24 protein-coding genes, 2 tRNA genes, 1 pseudogene and 1 riboswitch are annotated in these 20,040 nt (G+C 72.0%); of the genes and pseudogenes, 12 read left to right on the plus strand and 15 right to left on the minus strand.

The genetic code is table 11. From position 1 onward, the window contains the following. From ACT01A_RS05285 to ACT01A_RS05310, 6 genes are read right to left on the minus strand one after another with little or no spacing between them, the layout of a single operon-like run. Nucleotides 1-897: a hypothetical protein gene (locus ACT01A_RS05285; RefSeq protein WP_445151198.1), complete on the minus strand. Its 897-nt coding sequence runs from the start codon at nt 895-897 to the stop codon at nt 1-3. Further along, nucleotides 894-1,541 (minus strand): ECF transporter S component, encoded by a 648-nt coding sequence (locus ACT01A_RS05290; protein WP_445151199.1) that lies wholly within the window; start codon nt 1,539-1,541, stop codon nt 894-896. The genes ACT01A_RS05285 and ACT01A_RS05290 overlap by 4 nt, the downstream gene beginning before the upstream one ends. Continuing rightward, the gene (locus tag ACT01A_RS05295; RefSeq protein ID WP_445151200.1) at nt 1,538-3,154 is read right to left on the minus strand and encodes an ABC transporter ATP-binding protein; all 1,617 of its coding nucleotides are present in this window, start codon (nt 3,152-3,154) and stop codon (nt 1,538-1,540) included. The genes ACT01A_RS05290 and ACT01A_RS05295 overlap by 4 nt, the downstream gene beginning before the upstream one ends. Beyond that, nucleotides 3,151-4,029 carry an energy-coupling factor transporter transmembrane component T gene (locus tag ACT01A_RS05300; RefSeq protein ID WP_445151201.1) on the minus strand — a complete coding sequence of 293 codons (879 nt, stop codon included), beginning with the start codon at nt 4,027-4,029 and terminating at the stop codon, nt 3,151-3,153. Before ACT01A_RS05300 ends, ACT01A_RS05295 begins: the two co-directional genes overlap by 4 nt. Then, a complete protein-coding gene (locus ACT01A_RS05305; RefSeq protein ID WP_445151202.1) occupies nt 4,029-5,009 on the minus strand; it encodes a DUF4430 domain-containing protein in 981 nt (326 codons plus the stop codon). The genes ACT01A_RS05300 and ACT01A_RS05305 overlap by 1 nt, the downstream gene beginning before the upstream one ends. Continuing rightward, nucleotides 5,002-6,180, minus strand: a complete 1,179-nt coding sequence (locus ACT01A_RS05310; RefSeq protein ID WP_445151203.1) for an Ig-like domain repeat protein — start codon at nt 6,178-6,180, stop codon at nt 5,002-5,004. Before ACT01A_RS05310 ends, ACT01A_RS05305 begins: the two co-directional genes overlap by 8 nt. Nucleotides 6,181-6,214: 34 nt before the next feature. Next, nucleotides 6,215-6,400, minus strand: a riboswitch (cobalamin riboswitch). Between the two features lie 43 nt (nt 6,401-6,443). Here ACT01A_RS05310 and ACT01A_RS05315 point away from each other — a divergent pair. Continuing rightward, nucleotides 6,444-6,998: a cob(I)yrinic acid a,c-diamide adenosyltransferase gene (locus ACT01A_RS05315; protein WP_445151204.1), complete on the plus strand. Its 555-nt coding sequence runs from the start codon at nt 6,444-6,446 to the stop codon at nt 6,996-6,998. Here the strand turns inward: ACT01A_RS05315 and ACT01A_RS05320 are convergent. Beyond that, on the minus strand, nt 6,995-7,876 hold the full coding sequence (locus ACT01A_RS05320; RefSeq protein ID WP_445151205.1) for a phosphatase PAP2 family protein: 882 nt from the start codon (nt 7,874-7,876) through the stop codon (nt 6,995-6,997). The two genes, ACT01A_RS05315 and ACT01A_RS05320, sit on opposite strands and share 4 nt — an antisense overlap. A 60-nt stretch (nt 7,877-7,936) precedes the next feature. Between ACT01A_RS05320 and ACT01A_RS05325 the strand changes: the two genes are divergently transcribed. Then, nucleotides 7,937-8,302 carry a hypothetical protein gene (locus tag ACT01A_RS05325; protein WP_445151206.1) on the plus strand — a complete coding sequence of 122 codons (366 nt, stop codon included), beginning with the start codon at nt 7,937-7,939 and terminating at the stop codon, nt 8,300-8,302. A gap of 155 nt (nt 8,303-8,457) precedes the next feature. On the opposite strand, the gene ACT01A_RS05330 is transcribed toward ACT01A_RS05325, so the two are convergent. Beyond that, nucleotides 8,458-9,135: a LamG domain-containing protein gene (locus ACT01A_RS05330; protein WP_445151207.1), complete on the minus strand. Its 678-nt coding sequence runs from the start codon at nt 9,133-9,135 to the stop codon at nt 8,458-8,460. A gap of 237 nt (nt 9,136-9,372) precedes the next feature. On the opposite strand from ACT01A_RS05330, the gene ACT01A_RS05335 reads away from it, so the two are divergent. Further along, the gene (locus tag ACT01A_RS05335) at nt 9,373-9,630 is read left to right on the plus strand and encodes a hypothetical protein (protein WP_445151208.1); all 258 of its coding nucleotides are present in this window, start codon (nt 9,373-9,375) and stop codon (nt 9,628-9,630) included. A gap of 9 nt (nt 9,631-9,639) precedes the next feature. Next, complete coding sequence (locus tag ACT01A_RS05340; RefSeq protein WP_445151209.1) at nt 9,640-9,849, plus strand: hypothetical protein; 210 nt, start codon at nt 9,640-9,642, stop codon at nt 9,847-9,849. 4 nt (nt 9,850-9,853) lie between these two features. Here the strand turns inward: ACT01A_RS05340 and ACT01A_RS05345 are convergent, their stop codons facing one another. After that, complete coding sequence (locus tag ACT01A_RS05345; protein ID WP_445151210.1) at nt 9,854-10,327, minus strand: hypothetical protein; 474 nt, start codon at nt 10,325-10,327, stop codon at nt 9,854-9,856. A gap of 213 nt (nt 10,328-10,540) precedes the next feature. Between ACT01A_RS05345 and ACT01A_RS05350 the strand changes: the two genes are divergently transcribed. Together ACT01A_RS05350 and ACT01A_RS05355 are read left to right on the plus strand one after the other, a co-directional pair. Then, the gene (locus tag ACT01A_RS05350; protein WP_445151211.1) at nt 10,541-10,792 is read left to right on the plus strand and encodes a hypothetical protein; all 252 of its coding nucleotides are present in this window, start codon (nt 10,541-10,543) and stop codon (nt 10,790-10,792) included. 39 nt (nt 10,793-10,831) lie between these two features. Beyond that, nucleotides 10,832-11,068, plus strand: a complete 237-nt coding sequence (locus tag ACT01A_RS05355; protein WP_445151212.1) for a hypothetical protein — start codon at nt 10,832-10,834, stop codon at nt 11,066-11,068. 1 nt (nt 11,069) lies between these two features. Here ACT01A_RS05355 and ACT01A_RS05360 read toward each other — a convergent pair whose 3' ends face one another. Both ACT01A_RS05360 and ACT01A_RS05365 read right to left on the minus strand, forming a co-directional pair. Next, nucleotides 11,070-11,198 carry a hypothetical protein gene (locus ACT01A_RS05360; RefSeq protein WP_445151213.1) on the minus strand — a complete coding sequence of 43 codons (129 nt, stop codon included), beginning with the start codon at nt 11,196-11,198 and terminating at the stop codon, nt 11,070-11,072. A 72-nt stretch (nt 11,199-11,270) separates the two neighbouring features. Then, nucleotides 11,271-11,480, minus strand: coding sequence for a winged helix-turn-helix domain-containing protein (locus tag ACT01A_RS05365; RefSeq protein ID WP_445151214.1), 210 nt, complete (start codon nt 11,478-11,480; stop codon nt 11,271-11,273). A gap of 136 nt (nt 11,481-11,616) precedes the next feature. Here ACT01A_RS05365 and ACT01A_RS05370 point away from each other — a divergent pair, with 136 nt between their 5' ends. After that, nucleotides 11,617-11,853 (plus strand): hypothetical protein, encoded by a 237-nt coding sequence (locus tag ACT01A_RS05370; protein WP_445151215.1) that lies wholly within the window; start codon nt 11,617-11,619, stop codon nt 11,851-11,853. 156 nt (nt 11,854-12,009) lie between these two features. Here the strand turns inward: ACT01A_RS05370 and ACT01A_RS05375 are convergent. After that, a tRNA-Glu gene (locus ACT01A_RS05375) sits at nt 12,010-12,082 on the minus strand. An 83-nt stretch (nt 12,083-12,165) separates the two neighbouring features. Here ACT01A_RS05375 and ACT01A_RS05380 point away from each other — a divergent pair. After that, nucleotides 12,166-12,249 (plus strand) — tRNA-Leu (locus ACT01A_RS05380). A gap of 51 nt (nt 12,250-12,300) precedes the next feature. On the opposite strand, the gene ACT01A_RS05385 is transcribed toward ACT01A_RS05380, so the two are convergent. Genes ACT01A_RS05385 through ACT01A_RS05395 form a run of 3 tightly spaced genes read right to left on the minus strand, consistent with a single transcriptional unit; the run spans nt 12,301 to nt 15,123 of the window. Next, on the minus strand, nt 12,301-14,022 hold the full coding sequence (locus ACT01A_RS05385; RefSeq protein WP_445151216.1) for an ABC transporter substrate-binding protein: 1,722 nt from the start codon (nt 14,020-14,022) through the stop codon (nt 12,301-12,303). 10 nt (nt 14,023-14,032) lie between these two features. Further along, nucleotides 14,033-14,695 carry a helix-turn-helix domain-containing protein gene (locus tag ACT01A_RS05390; protein ID WP_445151217.1) on the minus strand — a complete coding sequence of 221 codons (663 nt, stop codon included), beginning with the start codon at nt 14,693-14,695 and terminating at the stop codon, nt 14,033-14,035. Continuing rightward, on the minus strand, nt 14,692-15,123 hold the full coding sequence (locus ACT01A_RS05395) for an RNA polymerase sigma factor (protein ID WP_445151218.1): 432 nt from the start codon (nt 15,121-15,123) through the stop codon (nt 14,692-14,694). Before ACT01A_RS05395 ends, ACT01A_RS05390 begins: the two co-directional genes overlap by 4 nt. Nucleotides 15,124-15,285: 162 nt before the next feature. Here ACT01A_RS05395 and ACT01A_RS05400 point away from each other — a divergent pair, with 162 nt between their 5' ends. The 4 genes and pseudogenes from ACT01A_RS05400 to ACT01A_RS05415 all read left to right on the plus strand — a co-directional run. Next, nucleotides 15,286-16,044 carry a class I SAM-dependent DNA methyltransferase gene (locus ACT01A_RS05400; RefSeq protein WP_445151219.1) on the plus strand — a complete coding sequence of 253 codons (759 nt, stop codon included), beginning with the start codon at nt 15,286-15,288 and terminating at the stop codon, nt 16,042-16,044. 227 nt (nt 16,045-16,271) lie between these two features. Then, nucleotides 16,272-17,363, plus strand: a complete 1,092-nt coding sequence (locus tag ACT01A_RS05405) for a TOMM precursor leader peptide-binding protein (protein ID WP_445151220.1) — start codon at nt 16,272-16,274, stop codon at nt 17,361-17,363. A gap of 28 nt (nt 17,364-17,391) precedes the next feature. Further along, the gene (locus ACT01A_RS05410) at nt 17,392-18,756 is read left to right on the plus strand and encodes an HD domain-containing phosphohydrolase (RefSeq protein ID WP_445151221.1); all 1,365 of its coding nucleotides are present in this window, start codon (nt 17,392-17,394) and stop codon (nt 18,754-18,756) included. Between the two features lie 62 nt (nt 18,757-18,818). Then, nucleotides 18,819-20,030 (plus strand): annotated as a pseudogene (locus tag ACT01A_RS05415) (HD domain-containing phosphohydrolase); the annotation flags it as partial. Between the last annotated feature and the right edge of the window lie 10 nt (nt 20,031-20,040).

The raw sequence follows: 20,040 nt of genomic DNA on the forward strand, positions 1-20,040 counted from the left end.
TCAGCAGCGCGCCGGCGTCTTGGACAGCGCGCTGACCGGCAGCGTGCGGCCGGCGAGCGCGACGACCGCGTCGTTGGTCGCCAGGACGCGGCTGCCCGCGTCGTTGCGCGTGAACTGGAAGGCGCCGCCGGAGCGCTGGAGCGAGGCCAGCGCGCGCTCGGCGCGCGTGTCCTTCGACCCCATGGCCTTGGCCGCCTCGATCGCCAGCGCGGTCGAGTTGGCCTCGTTGCGATCGCGGCGCGAAAGCGCGAAGCCGCCAGCCGCCGTGCGCTGGGTGCGCAGCCAGCGCAGGCCGGCTCGCAGGCGCGAGTCGCGGGCCGAGACCCCTGCCGCGCGGGCCGCGAGGATCGCCAGCGCGGTCGCGGTGACGTCATCGGCGCGACCGCCGGACGCGCGCAACTGGAAGTTCCAGCCGTTGGCGCCGCGGGCGTTGAGCAGGACGCGGACCGCGTTGGCCGACGGCCCGGCGTGCAGCGCGTGCGCAGCGAGCATCGCGTAGGCCTGGTCGTAGATCGTCGACCCGTAACGCCCGGCCTTCCCGTAGGAGTTGAGCCGGCCGAGCAGGTCGACGCGCCCGGCGCAGCGCGCGCTGCCCGAGCGCGCGGCGACCAGCGCGAGGATCGTCTTGCCGGTCGCGCCCGCGGTCCGGGCGTAGCCGCCGGCCCCAGCGCGCAGCGCCTTTGCCCGTCGTGCGGCATCCGCAGGCGAGAGGCGGCCGGCGGCGCGCAGCGCGACGATCGCGTCGGCGGCCATGCCATCGGCGCCGGGCTTGACCGCGCCTGACAGCCACGCGGCCCCGGAGCGCGCGGCGGCGCGGTCGGCGGCCTGGGCGGCGGGCGCCAGCGCGAGCGCGGCGGTGGCAGCGATGGCGAGGAGGACGGACAGTGGCTTGTTCATGATGATGTCGGGGAGTCGGGGGTCGTCGGAAGCACGGAGATCCAGCGGACCTCCAGGCGGGCGCGGTAGCGCCGCAGCACGCGGGCAAAGGCCGGGCCGAAGGCGAGGAAGAACACGACGTTGCCGACCGCGTGGGCGGTGTCGAACGGGATCCCGGTCGACTGCAGGGCGATGACCTGCGCCCACGACGGCGTCTCGCCGGTCACGGTCAAGGTGGACAGGTTCGTCAGCGCGCCGAAGAAGAACGCGCAGAGAACGAGCAACACCGAGGTCGAGATCCGCGGCAGGCGCCCGCGCGTCAGCGGCGCCCAAGCGGCGCCCAAGACGCCGATGATCCCCCAGCCGACCATCTGCCACGGCGTCCACGGCCCTTGCCCGAAGACCAGGTTGGAGGACAACGCGGCCAGCGCGCCGACCGCGAACCCGGGCGCGCCGCCGAGCACGTAGCCGGTGAGGAACACGATGTCGGTCGTCGGCTTGACGTTGGGCAGCGGCGCGAACGCGACGCGGCCGAGCGCAGCCAGCGCGGCGAGCGTCGCGACCATGGCCAATACCTTGCTCGACGGGTGCGTGCGCTCGTACCACGTGAAGCCGACCGCGAGCACGAGCGCGAGCAGGCCGAAGGTGACGAGCTCCCAGGTCACGAGACGCGCGCCTCGGCGTGTGACGTCAGCAGCGCCGCGCCGTCGGCGGGCAGCAGCGCGCGGCCGGCGGTAATCCGCGCGGTCTCGGTCGCGAAGTACCAACCGCCCGCCAGGACGGTGGACGCCGGGCCGTCGGCGATCGGCCGCCCGTCGGCCAGCAGGACCACGCGCTCGGCGACCTCGGCCGCGAACTCCGGGTCGTGGGTCGCGACGACCACCGCCGCGCCCTGCGCCGCAAAGCGCTCCAGCCGCTCGCCGAGCGCCGCCTTTGCGGCGCGGTCCATCCCGCGCGTCGGCTCGTCGAGCAGGATCGCCGCTGCCGGCTCGTCGCCGTCGAGCACGATCGCCAGCGCCAGGCGCTGGCGCTGCCCGCCGGAGAGATCGCGCGGGTGCCGGTCGATCACGTGCTCAAGCCCGACCGCCCGCAGCGCCTCGATCGACGCCTCCTCCCCCACGCGCTCGTGCAAGAGGTAGTCGTTGGGATCCTGGAGCAGCAGCGCGACCCGTCCCGCCGCCCGAACCTTCCCGCGCGTCGGCTCCATCAGCCCGGCTGCGTGGCGCAACATGGTGGACTTGCCCGCGCCGTTGCGTCCCATCAGCGCGACGCGCTCGCCGGGCGCGATCGCGAAGTCGACGCCGCGCAGCACGACCGCTCCGCCGCGCCGCTCGTGCCAGACGCCGTCGAACGCCAGCGCCGCCTCGCGCCGCGCGCGCCGGGAGGGTCGACGCAGGACGTCGTCGGCCGCGGCCGCCGACGCTGCCGCCGCCTCGCAGGGCGCGAGCGCCGTCACGTCGATACCGCGCGCCCGAAGCGCCTTGCGCGCCTCCTTGACCCCGGTCGGCGGCGGCGTCAGGCCCGCGGTCGAGAAGAGGCGAGCGGCCGGGGTCTGGAGCTCAGGCGCCGCGCCCGCGGCCCAGGCGAGGAAGTCCCGCGGCGGGGCGTCGCAGGCGATCGCGCCGTCGGCCATCGCGATCACGCGGTCGGCGGCAGGCAGGCAGCGCTCCAAGCGGTGCTCGGCGAGGACGATCGTGGTTCCCCACTCCTCGTTGAGCCGCCGCAACAGCCAGATCAGCTCGTCGCCCGCGACGGGGTCCAGCTGCGAGGTGGGCTCGTCGAGCAGCACCAGCTGCGGGCGGCCGGCCAGCGCCGCGCCGAGCGCCACGCGCTGGAGCTCGCCACCGCTCAGCTCGGTCGTCGCGCGGTCCAGCAGGTGCGCGATGCCGAGCGCCAACGCGGCCTCCTCCACCCCGCGCGCGACCGCCGAGGGCGACTCGCCGCGGTTCTCGAGCGGGAACGCCAGCTCGGCGCGCACGGTCGTCAGCACGACCTGCGACTCGGGATCCTGCAGCAGCGTCCCGGCCACGCGGGCGAGCTCCGCCGGGCCGTGCTCGCGCGTGTCCATCCCGCCGACGTGCACGCTGCCCGCCAGCGTCCCGCCGTGGAAGTGCGGTACCAACCCGCTCGCCGCGCGCAACAACGTGGACTTGCCCGACGCGCTGAGCCCGGCCAAGACCACCATCTCGCCCTCGTCCACGGTCAGCGACACGTCGCGCAGCGACGGTGCCGTGGCGCCAGCGTAGGTGTAGGACACGTGATCGAGCGCCAGGATCACGACGCGATCCCCCGCCGGTCCAGGAACGGCGCAAGAGCGACCAAGATGTAGGCCACGCTCAGCGCGATGACCTCGGCGGCGGTGCCGCTCACGTGCAGCTGCGGATAGGTGCCGAAGCCCGCGACGTCGAGCAACCGCGAGCCGATGGTCAACGCCACCACCAACACGGCCGAGACCAAGAACCCCAAGTCGTGGCGCGACCACGGCCGACCGGACCGGACCCCGCGCCGCGCGCTGCCGTAGCCGCGCAGCTCCAGCGTCGCCGCGACATCCAGCGCCCGGTCCAGCGCGCCGGACGCCACCGCGCGCAGCACCGCCACGCGCGCAGCCGGCCCTTCACCGCCGCGATCCGCGCGGCAGCGCCGCGCCTCGTCGATCCGCGCCGCGTCGGCCGCCAGCACCGGCACGAGCCGCACCGCCAGCGTCGCCGCCAGCGCGCTGCGCAGGGACAGCCGGCGCATCACGCGCAGCAGGTCATCCGGGTCCACGCAGACCGTGAAGACCGCGAACGCCGCGGCGATCAGCAGCAGCCGCGTCCCGAACAGCCCTCCGTAGACCAGCGCCTCGAGCGTGAGGTCGATCTGCCCGAACGGCGGCACCTCGCCCAGCCGCGCGAGGATCGTCAACCCGTCGCGCACCACCAACATGTTCACGATCGCGATCACCAGCGCCCACGGCAGCATCCACGCGACCATCCGCCCAACCTCGCGGCCCACCCCCGCGCCGACCGCGGCGCCGAGCACCACGAGCGCCAGCGCCGCCAGGACCACCGGGTGCTGCGCCGCCAGCGCCGCCGCGGCCACCGCGGCGCACCACGCGCCGCCCGCCACGGCGCGGGCCGCGTGCAGCGGGCTCGCGCGGCGGCGGTAGCGCATCAGGAGCCCCCGCGGTCCGGGAGGCCGATCGGCTTGCCGTCCGAGATGACGGCCGCGAAGCGCCCGGCCAGGGCGCCCTCGTCCAGCGCGTCGGCGGCCGCGCTGACGCCCGCTTCGTCGGTGCCGGTCACGACCCACACCGGGTCGCTGATCTGCTCGCCCTTGTCCCCGCCGCTGCCGTTGTCGTTGGCGCGCGTGGCGGCGACCAGGCCGGTGCCGGCGCCGAGCGTCCGCGTCGTCTTCCCGTTCTCGTCGAGCAACGCGATGGACTTGCCGTCGGCCGCGGGCTTGGCGAAGACGCCGCTCTTCTGCGGGCCCTCGCCGATCAGCCCCGCGGTGTTCTCGGCGGAGATCTTGCGCCACGGCCCGACGACGATCCGCAGCGTGTCCTCCACGAACGAGTTGCCGACGCCACCGCGCGCGGCGACCAGCCCGAGGTCCTCGATCTTGCCGGCCACCGAGTTGCACGCGTCGCTCTTGGGCTCGGCGCACTCGACGCGCGTCGGCAGGCGACGACCGTCGATCCCGTGCAGGAACGGCTCGGGGAAGGACCCGACGACCGCCGGGATCTCGTCCACGTAGTCCCAGTCGTGCCAGTCCCACCAGACGCGGTCGCCCTGGTGGACCTTCACCGCGGTCGCGCCCTCGCCGGACAGGATCCCGTTGACGTAGAAGAACCAGTCGACCGACTTGCCGTCGCGCTGGCCGCCGGCGACGCCGTCGATCGACTGCACGAAGTTGCCGCCGAAGCGCGTCTGCACCTTGGGCGCGTTGCGCTGCAACAACCGCATGACGGTGTCCGACCCGCCGGTCTTGGGCGTGTCGGACTGGACGACCGGCTCGGCGCCGAAGTCCTTGGACACCAGCAACTGCGTGTCCCCCGCCTTGGGGCCCGCGCCCAGGCCGCAGCCGCCCAGCGCCGCCGCGAGCACCGCGGCGGCGAGGGGCGCGACGAGCCGGGCGCGGGCCGCGCTATGCAACGGTGAACACCACGCGCGACGTCCCGCGGGCCAGCTGGCTCGTCTTGTTGCCGGCCTTGTCCACCACCATCACATCGAGCACGTAGCGGCCGCGCGCGAGCTTGGAGGGCAGCAGGTAGGACCAGTCGGCGCTCGTGCCGACCGAGAACCAGACGCCGCGCTCGGCGCCGCACTTCTTGATGGTCTTGAACTTCTCGGTCTTGCCGTCGTAGGTGGAGCACTTGCCCTGGTCGTTGCGCGTTAGGCGCAGGCGCACGTCGGCGATGCCGGAGCCGTCCGCCTCGACCGTGCCGCCGAGCTGCCGCGGGCCCTTGCCCTTGGCGTACTTCTTGCCCTCGCTGACCGCGGTGACCTTCGCGTAGGCCGGAACCGTGTCCTTGGTGCCGCAGAACCCGTCGTGGCCGTTGGTCACGCAGGGCGCCGGCGCCGGCGTCACCGTCGCGATGGTCGTGCCGCCGACCTTCGTGGTTCCGCAGAACCCGTCGCTGCCGGTGCTCGCGCAGCCGGCGACGCGCGCCGGGGCGCGGTTGCCCTGCTTGACGACCAGCGTGTACGGACCGGCCGCGACCGTGACCTGCGCCGTGCCGTTGGCACCCGTCGTGACCGGCGCGGTGCCGCCCGTGACGGTGGCGCCCGACGACGGCGCGGTCGTCGTGGTGCCGATGAAGTTGCCGTCGAACGTCGTGGTCGTGTCCTTGGCGGTGACCGTGAACGCCACGCCCGGCTTGGCGCTGGTGGGCGCGTCGAGCAGCGTCGGCTCGTCGTAGCCGGTGGACGCGAACGCGTTGGACCACCAGAACAGGACCTTGTCGCCGTCGTTGAGCGCGTGCGAGCAGCCGCCGTCGTTGTCGAACTGGCCGTTGACGTAGACCGACCACGACGGCTGACCGCTGGCGAACGGCCAGCTCTCGCTCTTGATGCGCGTCACCGCGAACGACGGGCCGTCCCAGTCGCCGGCGACCGCCGGCTCCAGCGCCGTGAACGGGACGGCGCCCGTGCAGCTGACGCCGCCGGGCTTGCTGACCGAGGCGGCCGTGTCGACGACCGTGGGCGCCTGGACGACGTTCTGGCCTTCGATCTCGACGGAGACCTTGGCGGCCGAAGCCGGACCTGCTGTCGCTCCAAAGAGCGCGATGCCGGCCACGAAAAGGCCGAGAGTCTTCTGCTTCATGCGGGAACCACCCCTTGCCGCGAGGGCGTGTTGATGTCCTTGATGGTCGGAGGCAGGTCTCCTGGCTTCCGGACCGCCTCCTCCGCGCCTTCCCAAACCCGTTGGTCCAGTGGCTCGCGTGCGGCACGCACGCGGTGCGGTGAGGCTCTCGCCCGGTCACAGTGGCGGGTCCGCGCCGGTCTCGCACCGGCTTCCCTTGGCCACCGACCCTTATTGAACGCCGATCGTACCGCCGCAGCGCCACCGGTAGCCTCCCCGGTGAGATGACGGTCAACCTCACGCGGATCTACACCAAGCTCGGCGACGGCGGGGAGACCCACCTCGGCGACATGTCGCGGGTGCCCAAGACGCACCCGCGGATCGAGGCCTACGGCGCGGTCGACGAGCTCAACGCCTACCTCGGCGTCACGCTGACGCTGCCGGACCTGCCCGAGCAGCAGGCGACGTGGCTGCGCCGCGTGCAGAACGACCTCTTCGACGTCGGCGCCGATCTGGCGGTCCCGCACGGCGGCGAGCGCGCGCGCCTGCGCGTCGACGAGGGCTACACGACGTGGCTGGAGGGCGCCTGCGACGAGGTCAACGCGACGCTCAAGCCGCTGAAGTCGTTCGTCCTCCCCGGCGGCACGCCCGCCGCCGCGCACCTGCACGTCTGCCGGACGATCTGCCGCCGCGCCGAGCGCCGCGCGATCCTCGTCGAAGACGGCAACCCGGAGGTCGTCCGCTACCTCAACCGCCTCAGCGACCTGCTGTTCATCCTCAGCCGCGCGGCCAACGGCGGCGACGAGCCGCTCTGGGAGCCGGGCGCGACCAAGTCCTAGACGCCTGCACGCTGATGCGGGCGCGCCACGGGCGGAGCGCTGCGGAACCCGATCGCCATCCCGCCCGCGATCAGCGCGGCCAGCGCGGCGATCGCCAGCGCGCCGAACGTGAACGTCGTGTGCGAGGCCGCGTAGCCCAGGAGCTGATGCGGGCGCGCCAGCAGCGCGCCGCCTACGACCGCCGCGACGACCAGGCCGACGATGATCGCGCCGATGCCGTCGCCGGGACGCGTCGCCGCCTCGGCGCCCGCTCGGCTCGGCCAGCGGGCCTCGCTGGCGTTGATCGTGGCGATCGCCAACAGCACGTAGATCGAGGCGACGAGGTAGCCGCCGAAGACGTCGGACGGGAAGTGCCAGCCGAGCGTGAGGATCGAGTAGGCAACCGCGACCGCGTAGGCGCTGCCGATCGCGGCGATCGTGGGCCGCAGCCGCGGCGGCGCGGCGAGCACCGCGCAGAGCGCCATCGTCATCGCCGCGGTCGAGTGGCCCGACGGCCACGACGCCGCGCCGACCTGCGCGAACGGCCCGAGCCACTCGTCGTAGCGCGGCGAGGCCAGGACGTGCTTGAGCGCCTCGGTGGTCGCGCCGGTCAGCACGAAGAGCACGGGGATGGCGATCGCGACTCGCGCGCGCCCGCGCGCGAGCGCCACCAGCGCCAGGACGATCGCGGCGATCGCGTACGGCCCGGGGTTGGCCGAGTGGGCGACGACGTCGAGCAGCGGCGTCAGCTGCGGGCGGTTGAGCTCCACGAAGCCGTTGAGCGCGTGGCCGTCGCCCTGCTTGGTCACCGGGATCAGCTTTGCGAGCACGCCGGTGATCGCCAGCGCGACGGCGGCGAGGGCGGCAAGAGCGAGCGGAGGTCCGGGGCGGCGCAACATCGGTCCGTCTCACCGTACCCAGGCAGGATCAAGGGAAGCTGAGGCGAACCCGAACGCAAGATGGCGCTTCCCGTCCCCGGCCTGGTCCCCTCGCTGCGCGAGACCCCGCTGCGCGACCGCGACGGGCTCCTGCTCGGCCGCGCGCACGACGTCCTGTTTGACGCCGTAACCAACCGGCCCGCGTGGGTCGTGGTCGGTCTGGCCGACGGCCGCACGACGCTCGCGCCCGCCGCGCGAGCACGCCACACGGTCGACGGGATGTGCCTGGCGATCGCCGCCGACACGGTCCGGGACTGCCCGGCCACGCCCGACGAGATCACGGTCGCCGCCGCGCATTACGGCGTCCGCCGGTTCGCGCGCGACGTTGCCGCTGCCACGCGGTTCACGTCTGCCGGACCGGCTCTGGACGGCGCTCGCGCCGCCTGACAGCCTCATCGCGTCCCCTGGCTGGAGACAAACCAACCCCCGGACCGCGGTCGCCGGCACTCGACCTGTCCGGGGTGAGGAGGCGCGGCGGACGGCACCTCGCGGGCTCGCGGCCCATGGTCCGAGGTGCCGTCGCCGCCGCCTCGCCCCCGCAACTAGCGCAGGGGCTTCGGGAAGAGCAGCGAGAGCGCTGCGTAGTACCTGTCGATCGGGAGCGCCTCCTTGAACACGGCGACCTCATCGATGTCGCCCGTGTAGAAGAGGTCACAGGTGCCCATGAAATCGCCAAGGGCGGCGTTGCTGGTCGTCGAGTTGTTGTAGTCGATCGAGCCGGGGCCGGCGGGCGGGACCGGATCGGTCGCGCTCAGCGGGATCAGCTTGCCGTCGACGAACAGCTTGACGGTCGTGCCGTCGTAGGTGCCCGCGACGTGGTGCCACTTGCCGTTGAAGACGCCGGCCGGAACCGCGCTGCCGGAGAGGCGGGTGACGCCGTCGGTGTCCTGCACGTAGAACCGGAGCGCGCCCCAGTAGTCCGTGTACAAGGCGTACGAGCTGGTCTGGCAGCCGTTGGCGCCCTTGCTGATGATGTAGTTGTACTGGCCGCCGGCGGTGCCGCGGATCCACGCGGAGACCGTCAGGTCCTTCGGCGCGAGCGTGCTGCCGCTGGCCGGGATCCGGACGAAGTCGTTGCCGTCGAAGCGCAGCGCCGAGCCGAAGAGGAACCCCTTGATCCAGGTCGGGTCGTTGGCGTCCACGCCGGCCGTCGAGCCGAGCACGCCGTTGTTGCCCTTGCCGGAGAGGTCGTGGATCGTCTGACCGCTCCCCTCGTACATGGGCCACCAACCCTGAACGGAGTCCAAGACCCCGGCATTGGCTGTGGCCGGCGCCGCAAGACCTACGGCGAGCGCCCCCACCGCAAAGACGCGTGCGGCGGCAGGTCGGAGCGAAACACGAGACATCCGTGACATGGATGTCACTCTGCTGACTGACGCCGTCCGGCGCTACTGGCAGAAAGGCGAGGTTCAAGCTGCGACGGCGAGGTGCCGTACTACGGGGATGGAGCGCGCTGAATGACCGTAGGCCACGCAGATCACGAGGTTTCGCGCCTGATCGAGGAGGCTCGTGGCTGGTTCCACGAAGCCCCGTCCGAGGCGATGGCGGCCGCGGTCAAGGCCGAACGCGCGGCGCGGGAAGCCGGTGCGAGCGCGGCCGAGGGCTGGGACGTCTGGGAGTTGCCGGAGGTTGTCGCCTCGGCGGCTCGGAAACTCGATGTACGCATCACGCAGGACGCCCGCCGCGCGCTCGCGTGGGCGGCCATCTACGAGTAGGAGGACACCATGACCCACACCACCAGCAACCCCAGCGACACGACGAACGCCCCGGACCTCCGGGACGTCAGCGACGCGGTCAACGAGGCCATCCTCAACGCGCGGAGCGCGGGCGCTGATGAGAGCGCCGCCGCACGCGGCGCGGCGGCGGCGCTCGGCGTCGACCTCCCGGATGACCTGCTGGCCGATGCCTTAGCGGACTGCCGCGACGACGCCTAAGCCGCTAGACGGAGGGCGACGGCTTCGGCCCGACTTCCCAGCCTTGCGCGTCGGCCAGTAGTCGCACGAACCGTTCGTCAGCGTCCTTGACGTCGTCGCCGATCAGATCCGTCTTGATCTCGAACGTCCCGTCGCCAGGAATGTTGAGCTGCCAGGTACGCCGCGGAAGCCCGTACAGCGTCTGAACGCACGAGACAACACGCACGTGCTCCATCGGCACGGGCTCGACGCCCAGTTCATCCCCGGCAGGATGGTCGAAGTACCGGACCCGGAACAACCGGCTGTCACCGATCGCGAGGAACGTGTTGGGGTTGTCGCGAGAGACGTTGCCTTTGGTCGTGACGAACCACTCCTCGACGATCGGGACCAGCCCGCGTAGAGCCTCGGCAACAGGGTGTCCTTGGTTCGGGCCGAGCCGCAGTTGTTGGGCCTTCGTCGACCCCATCAGCTCGTCGGCCATCATCTCGTGGCGGTCCATGGTGCGACCCTTCCACATCGCAGACGGCCACTCAACGATGCGCGGTCACGCATTCCCGCGCCCGGAAGTTCCCGGCTGGGCAGGTTGTAGTGGTACGAATGTCTCAAGACCCGCACAAGCGCGGGCCTTGAGCAGCAACCCCAACGACGCGGATCGCACGGGGGCGCCGAAGAACTCCCGGCCGCCGTCCGCATCGCTGGGGATGCTCTGTACATGCCGACCTTCAAGATCGCTGTACCAGTCGACGACGGCGACCCCGAGCGCACCGACGCCCGCCGGAAGCGGCTGCCCGAGTTCGTCGACCCGATTCGCGATGCGTCGTGGGACGTGTACCTGGACGAGCTGGAGGTCGACGCACCGAGCATGGCAGACGCCATGCGCCGCGCGCGGGAGATCGTGCGGGGCGCGTTCGACGGCACGGCTCTCTACGTCAACCCGCAGCCGATCGGCGAATGGCCGGGCTAAAGCGCGGAGGCGTCCGACGCGCCTGATAAGCCGTTCACCATGAGCGCCCACGACGACGACGAGCCGATCATCGAGTTCGGTCCTGACGATCACCTGCAAGAGTCCGCCTCGGACGTCCTGCCCTACTTGACCGCCGGAGGGGCGGCCCTCGGCGGCGCCGGCGCATTTATGGGTGGCGTTGCCGCCCTACGGACCTCCTTGCAGAGCCGTCCCGAGGCCCCAGCGGAGAAGCGCCCGGAGGTGATCTTGCCCGATCGCTTCGACGCTGAGGACTAGGTCAGCGCTTGCGGCGAGCCGCCAGCGCGTCTTGCGCGGCGACCCAAACCTTCGGGTGGACGATGCGCCACGCGCCCGTCCGCTTGTACTCCCGCGGGCGATCATGCCCGCCACGGTCGTCGGCATCCATCGGCGGCCCGTCTCGGCCGTCATGAGGTCAGCCGCCTTGCGGACGAAGCCGTTCGGCGGGCTCGAAAGGCGTCTAGGCGTGCAGCAGCCGTACGACGCCGTCCGCAACCGCGAAGCGGTCCGGATGCTTGGAGATGCGCGCGTGGATCTGGTTCGTCGGCAGCGGGCCTTCGTCGCCGCGCTCGTAGAGTCCCCGCCGGCCGATCTCGGCCGCTACGTCTGCGACGTGCAGGGGACGCCCGGCATCACGTAGAACTTGCTCAATGGCGTCGTCAAGCGTCATGGGGCCGGGCACGCGGCAAGGGTAGCCGGGCCGTCCGGGTGACTGGGGATGCTGCGCGGACGACGACCGACGCCCAGGCGTGCGCCTCGCTGATACGCGCGTGCCGAAGGGGTGGCAGATCTACACGCTGGTCGCGATGGCGCGGGCCGAGCGGGATCGCCGGAAGGCGCTCGCCGGTGTGGTCGACATCGCAACCGAGCTGGGCACGATCTTCGGTACGCGGATGAAAGAGTCCGACGAGCGAGACGCGGCGATGATCGACCTCACCGCCAAGCTAGAGAAGATGACGCGGACGCTTGTGCGGTTCGGCGTCGCAAGCCTCGTCGTGTCGATCGTCTCGCTTGTCGTCGCAGTCGTCGCGTTGACCGCCTAGCAATCCCAGCGACGCCCCATTCCGGGCCGTTCCAGCGCTCGCGGGCCTCGCGACGCTGGGATCTGGACTCGAACCCGATAGAGCCCATGTCTCCACCTGCGTCTCCACAGAGGCTCTAGAACGACGAAAGCCCTTGCAGTGCAAGGGCCTCCGTAGTACCGCCACGGGGATTCGAACCCCGGTTTCCGCCGTGAGAGGGCGGCGTCCTAGTCCCCTAGACGATGGCGGCAGGACTCGTCCAGCTTACCAAGCCATTCCTCCCCCACGTCCGGACGCACGACCCGCCTGCGCCGCTATGCTCATCCCTCGCCTGCGGATGTGGCGGAATTGGTAGACGCGCGGCGTTCAGGTCGCCGTGAGAGCAATCTCGTGGAGGTTCGAGTCCTCTCATCCGCATTGCACGGAAAGCCCCGCTCCGGCGGGGCTTTGTCGTTCTCGGAGGCGCCGCTACTTCAGCGCCGTGTAAGACAGGTCGAAGGACCCGAAGGTGGTGCTGGCGACGCCGTTGACGTCTTTGGCCTGGATGAGGGTGAAGTCGTCCCATTGGAGTGGGATGGCGGCGGCTTGGCCGACGATCATGGTGTCGATCTGGCCCCAGGCGGTGGCGCGGGCTTGGCCGGCGAGGAGGCGGGCCTTGGCCATGGCGGTGTTGATGGCCGGATCGTCGAGCTGGGAGAAGTTGGTGTTGCCTGAGGGCTTGGCGATCGCGGATCCGGCGAAGACGGGCTTGAGCATCGGCTCGGGATCGGAGAAGTCGCGCAGCCAGGCGATGCCGCTGCAGCTCAGGACCTTCTTGGCCGGCACCGAGCACCAGTTGGTGAAGAGCGCGTCGTCGGGCACGATCCGCAGGCGGATCTTGAACCCGAGCTTCTCGTACTGCGCCTTGACCACCTCGGCCACGTTGCGCTCGGTGACGGTGTTGCCGCCAACGACCAGGAACTCCTCGTCGCCGGTGTAGGACCCCGACGCGTAGCCCGCGCGCTGCATGTAGCGCTTGGCCAGCGCGAGGTCGCCGTCCTCGTTGGCCAGGTAGTCGGCGCCGCTGCCGCGCGCGCCGCCCGCCTCGTCGTGGCCCGGGATCCCCGGCGCGAGGAAGTGCGTGGCGATCGGGCCACTCGCCGCGCCGCCGCGGGCCTGCCGGGTCGCATCGCGATCGAACACGGCCAGGATTGCCTTGCGCACGTCCAGCCGATCGAACGGCTTGATCGTGGTGTTGATCGGCACGAAGCGGAAGTCGCCGCTCGGTGCCCGCACCGCCTGGCCGGACCACCGCCCCTTGCTCAGCTCCTTGAGCACCGATCCCGGTGGCGGCACCGCGTAGACGACGTGCGACCCGGTCAGCACCTGACGCGACGTCACCGTCGCGTCGCTCGCGTTCGTCCGGATCCGGATCGCGTTGAGGTGCGCCGGCCGCCGATCGGTCGACGCGCGCCAGTTCGGGTTGCGCACGAGCTCGATGAGCCGCCCCGCCTGGTAGCCGACCGTCCGGCCGGCGGCGTCGTTGCGCACCATGTACGGACCGGTGGCGACCACGTGGGTGTTGTAGGTCGACGGGTTCTTGGCGTCGAACGGCCGCGCGTAGTCCTCGGGCACCGCCGCGCTGGCCGGCATCGTCAGCGCCCCGATGAACGACGCCGACGTCGCCGCGCGCAGCCGGAACACGATCGTGTGGTCGTCGGGCGTGGTGATGCCGCGGATCGGCTTGACCCCGCGGGTCGGCGCGGACGGAGCGCCGACGAGGTCGCTGAAGTACCCCATGTACGGTCCGCTGACGTTGACGCTGAAGAACCGCTCGAGCGCGTAGGCGACGTCCTGGGACCGCACCTCCCGGCTCACAGGCGGAGAGAACCGGACGCCGCGCCGCAGCCGGACCGTGATCGTGCGGCCGCCGTCGGAGACCACCGGTGACGCCGCGGCCATGTCCGGGACGATCGTGGAAGGGTCGCCGGGCCGGTACCCGAACAACGGCCGCTGGGTCGCCGCGGCCACCTGCATGCCCTGCGCGAAGACCGTGTGACCCGGGTCGAGGAAGTCGACGTCGCTGCCCGACAGCACCGTCAGCGTGCCACCGTCCCTGACCGGGCGCTTGGCGTCGTCGCCGCAACCGCCCAACGCCACCAACACGCAGAGCAGCGAACCTGCGTAGGCGCGCCGGGTCAGGAACTGCACGCAGCGGACGCTACCGAGACTTGGCGCGGCGGCGCTTCGGCGCCGCCTCGCTGTCCTCGGCACCGGCCGGCGGTGCCGGGTACGCCAGCAGCGTCAGCCGCGCACGTACCTCGCTGCCGCCGGTCTGGCCGTCCTGGAGCCGGCCGGCCGCGGCCGCCTGCTCCTCGATCGTCCAGTCGAGCAGCTCGTTGAGCCGCTCGCCCAGCGCCGCCCAGCCCTGCTCGTCGAGCACCGGCGCCGAGTACGACAGGTGCCGGTCGGGGCGGTCGTCGAACGAGCCAGTCGCAACCGCGTTGCGCACGTCGCTCAGCGCCTTCGACAGCACCGTGTTCGAGACGGCACGGCGCGCGCTCGCGGGGAGCTGCGCCCAATCGTCGTCGTTGAGGAACGGACGCGTCAACGCGCGGTAGTGATGCTCGATCGCCCCGCGGCGTGGCGTGGTCCGCACGAGCTCGATGCAGTCGAGCTCGCGCAGGATGCGGACGTGGTAGCTGACCAGCGGGAGCGACTCGTCGAACTCCTTGGCCATCTCGTTGGGGCTGGCGACGCCCTCGTTGAGACGGGTCAGGATGCGCATTCGCAACGGGTGCGACAGCGCCTTGACGATGTTGCTCTCCAGCTCGTGCTGCTGGTTGTTCTCGCGCCGTGCCTCGGCGGACGTGGACTTGCTCATCGATGCTCTCCGCCTTCGTGCTCGGCCAGGACCTGCTGCAGACGCCCACGGGCCCGGTGCAGACGCACTTTGGCAGTGCCCTCGGGGATCCCGAGTGCGCTCGCCACAGCCGGCTGAGTCAGGTCGTCGACGTACCTCAAGGCCAACAGCTTACGGTCCTGAGGGGTCAGACTGCGAACTGCTCGGCGCACATCCACCTGCAACGGCAGCAGATCAAGCCGATTGGCAGCGGTTCGATCGTCCAATTCGAAGTGTTCTTCGAGGCTCGAAGCGGTTGCCGACCTGTTGCGCTGGCGAAAGCTCTCGCGCCGGACGATGGTCTTCAACCAGGCCGCGGGATGGTCCGGGACCACCCCGCGCTCCAGGCTCCGCCACACCCGGATCATCGCCTCCTGCGCGATGTCGGCGGCGTCGTCCGGGTCGGCCACGCGGCGGGCCTCGCGCAGGCATCGCGCCGCCAGCTGATCCCAATCGAGATGGTCCGCAGCGAAAAAGTTTGACTCGTGATGAAACGCTTCTGAGCGCTTTGAGGGTCTTGACATGGCATGACCCTGATCCAGGCGGACAGTTCTGCGGAAAAAGAAACGCTGATGGCTCCGTATGACGCGATGGCGCCGCACTACGAGGCCTTCGTCGGCGACGCGGAGGCGATGCGCTACGGCGAGTGGCTCGGCGGCCTGATCGCGCTCGCCACGGATCGCGGCGTGCCGCTGGGTCGTGCGTTGGACGTCGGATGCGGCACCGGCCGCAGCCTCCTGGCGCTGCAGGCCGCCGGCTTCGAGGCCGCCGGCATCGACCCGTCCAGGGGCATGATGGACTTGGCGCGCGAACGCGTCGGAGCGGACGTCCTGCTCGAGGTCGGCGGCCTGCCCGACCTCCCCGACGGCCCCAAGGTCCACCTCGTCACGGCGTTCAACGACATCATCAACTGCATCGGGACGAGCGTCCTGCCGCGGGCGATCGCCTCGATGGCGGCGCGGCTGGAGCCCGGCGGCATGCTGCTGTTCGACAGCAACGCCCCGCTGACGTTCTCCAACTTCTTCGGCGCGACGTTCTGCCGCAGCACGCCCGGCCTGTTCCTGGTCTGGGAGAGCCTCGAACCGTGTGAGGACAACGGCTTCCGCGCCGACCTGCACGCGTTCGAGGAAGACCCGGACAGCGGGCGCTGGGCGCGCTCTGTGAGCCACCACCTCCAGCACCTGCACCCCCACGAGGCGGTGCTGGACGCCCTCGCGGACGCCGGGCTCGAGCTGCTGCTGGTCCATGGCCAGCAGGACAGCGGCCCCCGCGACGAGTTCTTCGACGAGGACCTGCACACCAAGCGCATCTACCTCGCCAAGCGTTCATGACCCCGACACGTGAAAGGAGGGACACCACTCATGCTGCAGATCACGCAGATCGAGGAGCCGACGTTGCCGGTCCTCGCCACCACGAAGGGCATGTAGGCCCGGTCGTGCCCGCGATCCCGGCCGCCCCCCGTTGCGGCCGGGACCGTGGCCGATCGGCCTCGGTCCTTGCTCCGGAAGCCGCCCGCGACCCACACCGCGGGCGGCCCCGGCTGAAGTCGACCATCGAGGTGATCCTCGATGGCGACCGGATCATCCTGCACCGCGGCGGCCGTCCGGGCGACGACGCCGTCCTCACGGGCGACGTCGCGGTGCTCCGCTTCCTGCTGGACCAGCTGGATGGGACTCGGAGCCCGCAGGAGATCCTGAACGCCCTGCGAAACGGCCCCGCCCCTGAGCTGACGCTGGCCGTCCTCGACGACGCGCTCGCGGCGCTGGCCGCCCAGGCGGTCGTCGAGGATGCCGACGACGACGCGCTGCACCTCGACCCCGCCGCGCTGGAGCGCTATGACCGCCAGCTGCGCTACTTCGGCGACCTCGCCCCCGCGGGCGGGTCGCGTGCGGGTGCGCAGGCCAGGCTCCGGGACGCGACGGTCACCGTGCTCGGCCTCGGCGGGCTGGGCGGGATGGCCGCGACGATGCTCACGGTGTGCGGCATCGGGACGGTCGTCGGCGTCGACCACGACCAGGTCGAGCTGAGCAACCTCGCGCGGCAGGTCCTCTACTCCGAGGACGACCTCGGACGGCCGAAGGTCGAAGCGGCCCAGGACCGCCTCACCAAGCTCAACGCGCACTCGAACTTCGTCGGGATCCCGAGGCGCCTCAACAGCGCCCGCGCGATCACCGACGCGATCGCCGGCGCCGACTTCGTGGTGGCCGCCGTCGACTGGCCCGCCGCGGAGATCTCCGGCTGGGTCAACGACGCGTGCTTCGAGGCCGGCATCCCCTACACGTCGATGTCCCAGCACCCACCACTGGTGCGGATCGGCCCGACCTACATCCCCGGCGTCACCGGCTGCCACGCCTGTCAGGAAGCCGACTACCGCCGGCGGTTCCCGCTCTTCGACACGGCCAAGGCCTCGTTGAACCCGGACTCGCCGGCTGCGACCTACGCGCCGTCCTGCGGCGTGATCGGCTCGCTGGTGGCCAACGAGGCGATCGCGCACATCACGGGCCTGGCGCCGGTCGCCTGCGCCGGGCGCGCCGCGCTGATCGACCTGTCCGACCTCACCGTCTCCCACGAGCCGGTCCCGCGCGAACCGGGCTGTCCGGTCTGCGGCGCTCACCGGGAGTCGTCCATGCGTCCGTTGGTGGTCGGCTAGATCGGATCTCCGGCCGACCACCCGGACCATGGACGTCCGGCTATCGGAAGTGCTCGCCGCGCTCTCTCACGCCCTCGACATCACCGAGGGCCAGCCGCGCGGGCACGCCGAGCGCACGTGCCTGATCGCGATGCGCGTCGCCCGCCAGCTCGACCTCGACGACGCCACGCGCGGCGCGCTCTTCCACGCCGCGCTGCTCAAGGACGCGGGCTGCTCGTCCAACGCCGCCAAGGTCGCCCACCTCTACGGCACCGACGACGCAGACGCCAAGCGCGACCGCAAGGTCACCGACCACCTCAAGCCCGCCGAGTCGCTCAAGCACCTCTACCGCTCCACCGCGCCCGGTCGCGGGCCGATCGCCAAGGCCAAGCACCTCAAGCTGCTGGTCGAGCACGGCAGCAGCGGCTCGCGCGGGCTGACCGAGCTGCGCTGCGAGCGCGGCGCGATGGTGGCGCGCCACATCGGGCTGTCGACCGTCGCCGAGGCCGCGATCCGCGAGCTGGACGAGCACTGGGACGGCAAGGGCTACCCCTACAGCTTGGAAGGCGAGCAGATCTCGCTCTGCGGCCGGATCCTCTGCCTCGCGCAGACGGCCGAGGTCTACTGGCAGGACGGCGGGGGCGCGGCCCGCGCGGTCGCGGTCGCCAAGGAGCGCCGCGGCACCTGGTTTGACCCCGCGCTGGTCGACGCGATCGTCGCCTTCGAGGACGACCGCGCCTTCTGGGCCACGCTCGACGAGCCACGCGTCGGGGCGCTGGAGCCCGCGGACCGGCTGCTGCTCGCCGACGACGACGGCCTGGATCGCATCGCCCACGCGTTCGCCGGGATCGTCGACGCCAAGACGCCTTACACCGCCCGCCACTCCGAGGGCGTCGCGGAGATCGCCGCCGCGCTCGGCGCCGCGCTCGGCTTCGACGCGCTGCAGCAGCGCCGCCTCACGCGCGCCGGCCTGCTGCACGACATCGGCAAGCTCGGCGTCTCCAACCGGATCCTCGACAAGCCCGGCAAGCTCGACGAGGCCGAGTGGGCCGCGGTGCGCCGCCACCCGCTCTGGACGCTGGAGATCCTGGAGCGGATCCCGGCCTTCGCGGACCTCGCCGACGTCGCAGCCAACCACCACGAGAAGCTCGACGGCAGCGGCTACGCGCGCGGACTCACCGCGGCCGACATGACGACCGAGGCGCGGATCCTCGTCGTCGCCGACATCGCCGAGGCGCTGACCGCCGACCGCCCGTACCGCGGTCCGCTGCCGATCACCAAGGTGTTGGACATCATGTCGGGCGACGTCCCCCACGCGCTCGACGCCGACGTCTTCGCGCACCTGCCGCCGATCCTCGAAGCGCGCGCCGCGACGGCGCCCTCGGGGAACGCGGACGTTTCCCTGGCGGCTTGACCTCTCCCCCGATCGCGGGATGCCCGGACCGCTGAGATCCGCCGAACATCTTGGGGGTGGAGATGCGGCTGTCCGACATCGTCGCGGCCCTGTCGCATGCCCTTGACCTCACCGGCGGCCAGCCCCGTGGGCACGCCGAGCGCGCCTGCCTGATCGCGCTGCGGATCGCCGCCGACGCCGGGCTCGGCGAGGCCGACCGCTCCGCCCTCTTCTACGCCGCCCTGCTGAAGGACGCCGGCTGCTCCTCGACCGCCTCGCGCGTCGCGCAGCTCTACGGCGGCGACGACACCGCGGTCAAGGCGCGCCGCCGCCGCGTCGACTTCGCCTCCACCCCGCAGGCCGTCGTGCACCTGGCGAGCACCGTCGCGCCCGGCAGCCGCTCGCCGCTGCGCAAGGCCAAGCACTTGAAGCGCACGCTCGGCGCGGGCCGCGCCGGGTCCCGGGAGATCATCGAGCTGCGCTGCGAGCGCGGCGCCGACGTCGCGCGCGGGATCGGCGCGCAGGAGGCCGCCGCCGTCGCGATCCTGCACGTCGACGAGCGCTGGGACGGCCGCGGCGCGCCCGCCGGCCTCGCCGGCGAGCAGATCGCGCCACTCGGGCGGATCCTGTCGCTGGCGCAGTGCGCCGCGGTCTTCTGGGCCGACGGCGGCGCGCACGCCGCCTGCGCGATCGCCCGCGCGCGGCGCGCCACGTGGTTTGACCCGGCGCTGGTCGACCTGCTCGTCGCGCGCGAGGGCGACCACCGGTTCTGGGCGACGCTGGAAGATCCGGACGTCGCCGCGGTAGAGCCGGCCGAGCGGATCGTGATCGCGGGCGAGGCACGGGTCGACCGCGTCGCCGAGGCGTTCGCGCGCGTGGTCGACGCCAAGTCGCCCTACACCGCGCGCCACAGCGGCGGCGTCGCCGACATCGCCGCCGGGCTGGCGCGTGAGCTGGAGCTGGGCGCCGCCGAGGAGCGCCGCCTGCACCGCGCGGGGCTGCTGCACGACGTCGGCAAGCTCGGCGTCTCGTCGGCGATCCTCGACAAGCCCGGCCGCCTGGATCACGGCGAGTGGGCCGCGATCCGCCGCCACCCCGAGTGGTCGCTGCAGATCCTTCAGCGCGTGCCCGCGTTCGTGGAGCTGGCGCACGTCGCGGCCTCCCACCACGAGCGCCTGGACGGCTCCGGCTACTTCCGCGGGCTCGGTGCCGCGCAGCTCGACCTGCCGTCGCGGATCCTGGCGGTCGCCGACGTCGCGGAGGCTTTGAGCTCCGAGCGCCCTTACCGCGAGGCGCTGCCCGCCG

The organism is Baekduia sp. Peel2402, assembly GCF_052567285.1.

What these genes read in the sequence shown, in the direction of transcription:
- ACT01A_RS05350 (WP_445151211.1), top strand. Translation starts at nt 10,541, where the DNA reads ATGCCGACCTTCAAGATCGCTGTACCAGTCGACGACGGCGACCCCGAG.
- ACT01A_RS05365 (WP_445151214.1), bottom strand. Translation starts at nt 11,480, where the DNA reads ATGACGCTTGACGACGCCATTGAGCAAGTTCTACGTGATGCCGGGCGT.
- ACT01A_RS05390 (WP_445151217.1), bottom strand. Translation starts at nt 14,695, where the DNA reads ATGAGCAAGTCCACGTCCGCCGAGGCACGGCGCGAGAACAACCAGCAG.
- ACT01A_RS05355 (WP_445151212.1), top strand. Translation starts at nt 10,832, where the DNA reads ATGAGCGCCCACGACGACGACGAGCCGATCATCGAGTTCGGTCCTGAC.
- ACT01A_RS05285 (WP_445151198.1), bottom strand. Translation starts at nt 897, where the DNA reads ATGAACAAGCCACTGTCCGTCCTCCTCGCCATCGCTGCCACCGCCGCG.
- ACT01A_RS05360 (WP_445151213.1), bottom strand. Translation starts at nt 11,198, where the DNA reads ATGGATGCCGACGACCGTGGCGGGCATGATCGCCCGCGGGAGTACAAG.
- ACT01A_RS05330 (WP_445151207.1), bottom strand. Translation starts at nt 9,135, where the DNA reads ATGTACGAGGGGAGCGGTCAGACGATCCACGACCTCTCCGGCAAGGGC.
- ACT01A_RS05400 (WP_445151219.1), top strand. Translation starts at nt 15,286, where the DNA reads ATGGCTCCGTATGACGCGATGGCGCCGCACTACGAGGCCTTCGTCGGC.
- ACT01A_RS05340 (WP_445151209.1), top strand. Translation starts at nt 9,640, where the DNA reads ATGACCCACACCACCAGCAACCCCAGCGACACGACGAACGCCCCGGAC.
- ACT01A_RS05310 (WP_445151203.1), bottom strand. Translation starts at nt 6,180, where the DNA reads ATGAAGCAGAAGACTCTCGGCCTTTTCGTGGCCGGCATCGCGCTCTTT.
- ACT01A_RS05325 (WP_445151206.1), top strand. Translation starts at nt 7,937, where the DNA reads ATGGCGCTTCCCGTCCCCGGCCTGGTCCCCTCGCTGCGCGAGACCCCG.
- ACT01A_RS05320 (WP_445151205.1), bottom strand. Translation starts at nt 7,876, where the DNA reads ATGTTGCGCCGCCCCGGACCTCCGCTCGCTCTTGCCGCCCTCGCCGCC.
- ACT01A_RS05300 (WP_445151201.1), bottom strand. Translation starts at nt 4,029, where the DNA reads ATGCGCTACCGCCGCCGCGCGAGCCCGCTGCACGCGGCCCGCGCCGTG.
- ACT01A_RS05315 (WP_445151204.1), top strand. Translation starts at nt 6,444, where the DNA reads ATGACGGTCAACCTCACGCGGATCTACACCAAGCTCGGCGACGGCGGG.
- ACT01A_RS05410 (WP_445151221.1), top strand. Translation starts at nt 17,392, where the DNA reads ATGGACGTCCGGCTATCGGAAGTGCTCGCCGCGCTCTCTCACGCCCTC.
- ACT01A_RS05345 (WP_445151210.1), bottom strand. Translation starts at nt 10,327, where the DNA reads ATGGACCGCCACGAGATGATGGCCGACGAGCTGATGGGGTCGACGAAG.
- ACT01A_RS05335 (WP_445151208.1), top strand. Translation starts at nt 9,373, where the DNA reads ATGACCGTAGGCCACGCAGATCACGAGGTTTCGCGCCTGATCGAGGAG.
- ACT01A_RS05370 (WP_445151215.1), top strand. Translation starts at nt 11,617, where the DNA reads ATGGCGCGGGCCGAGCGGGATCGCCGGAAGGCGCTCGCCGGTGTGGTC.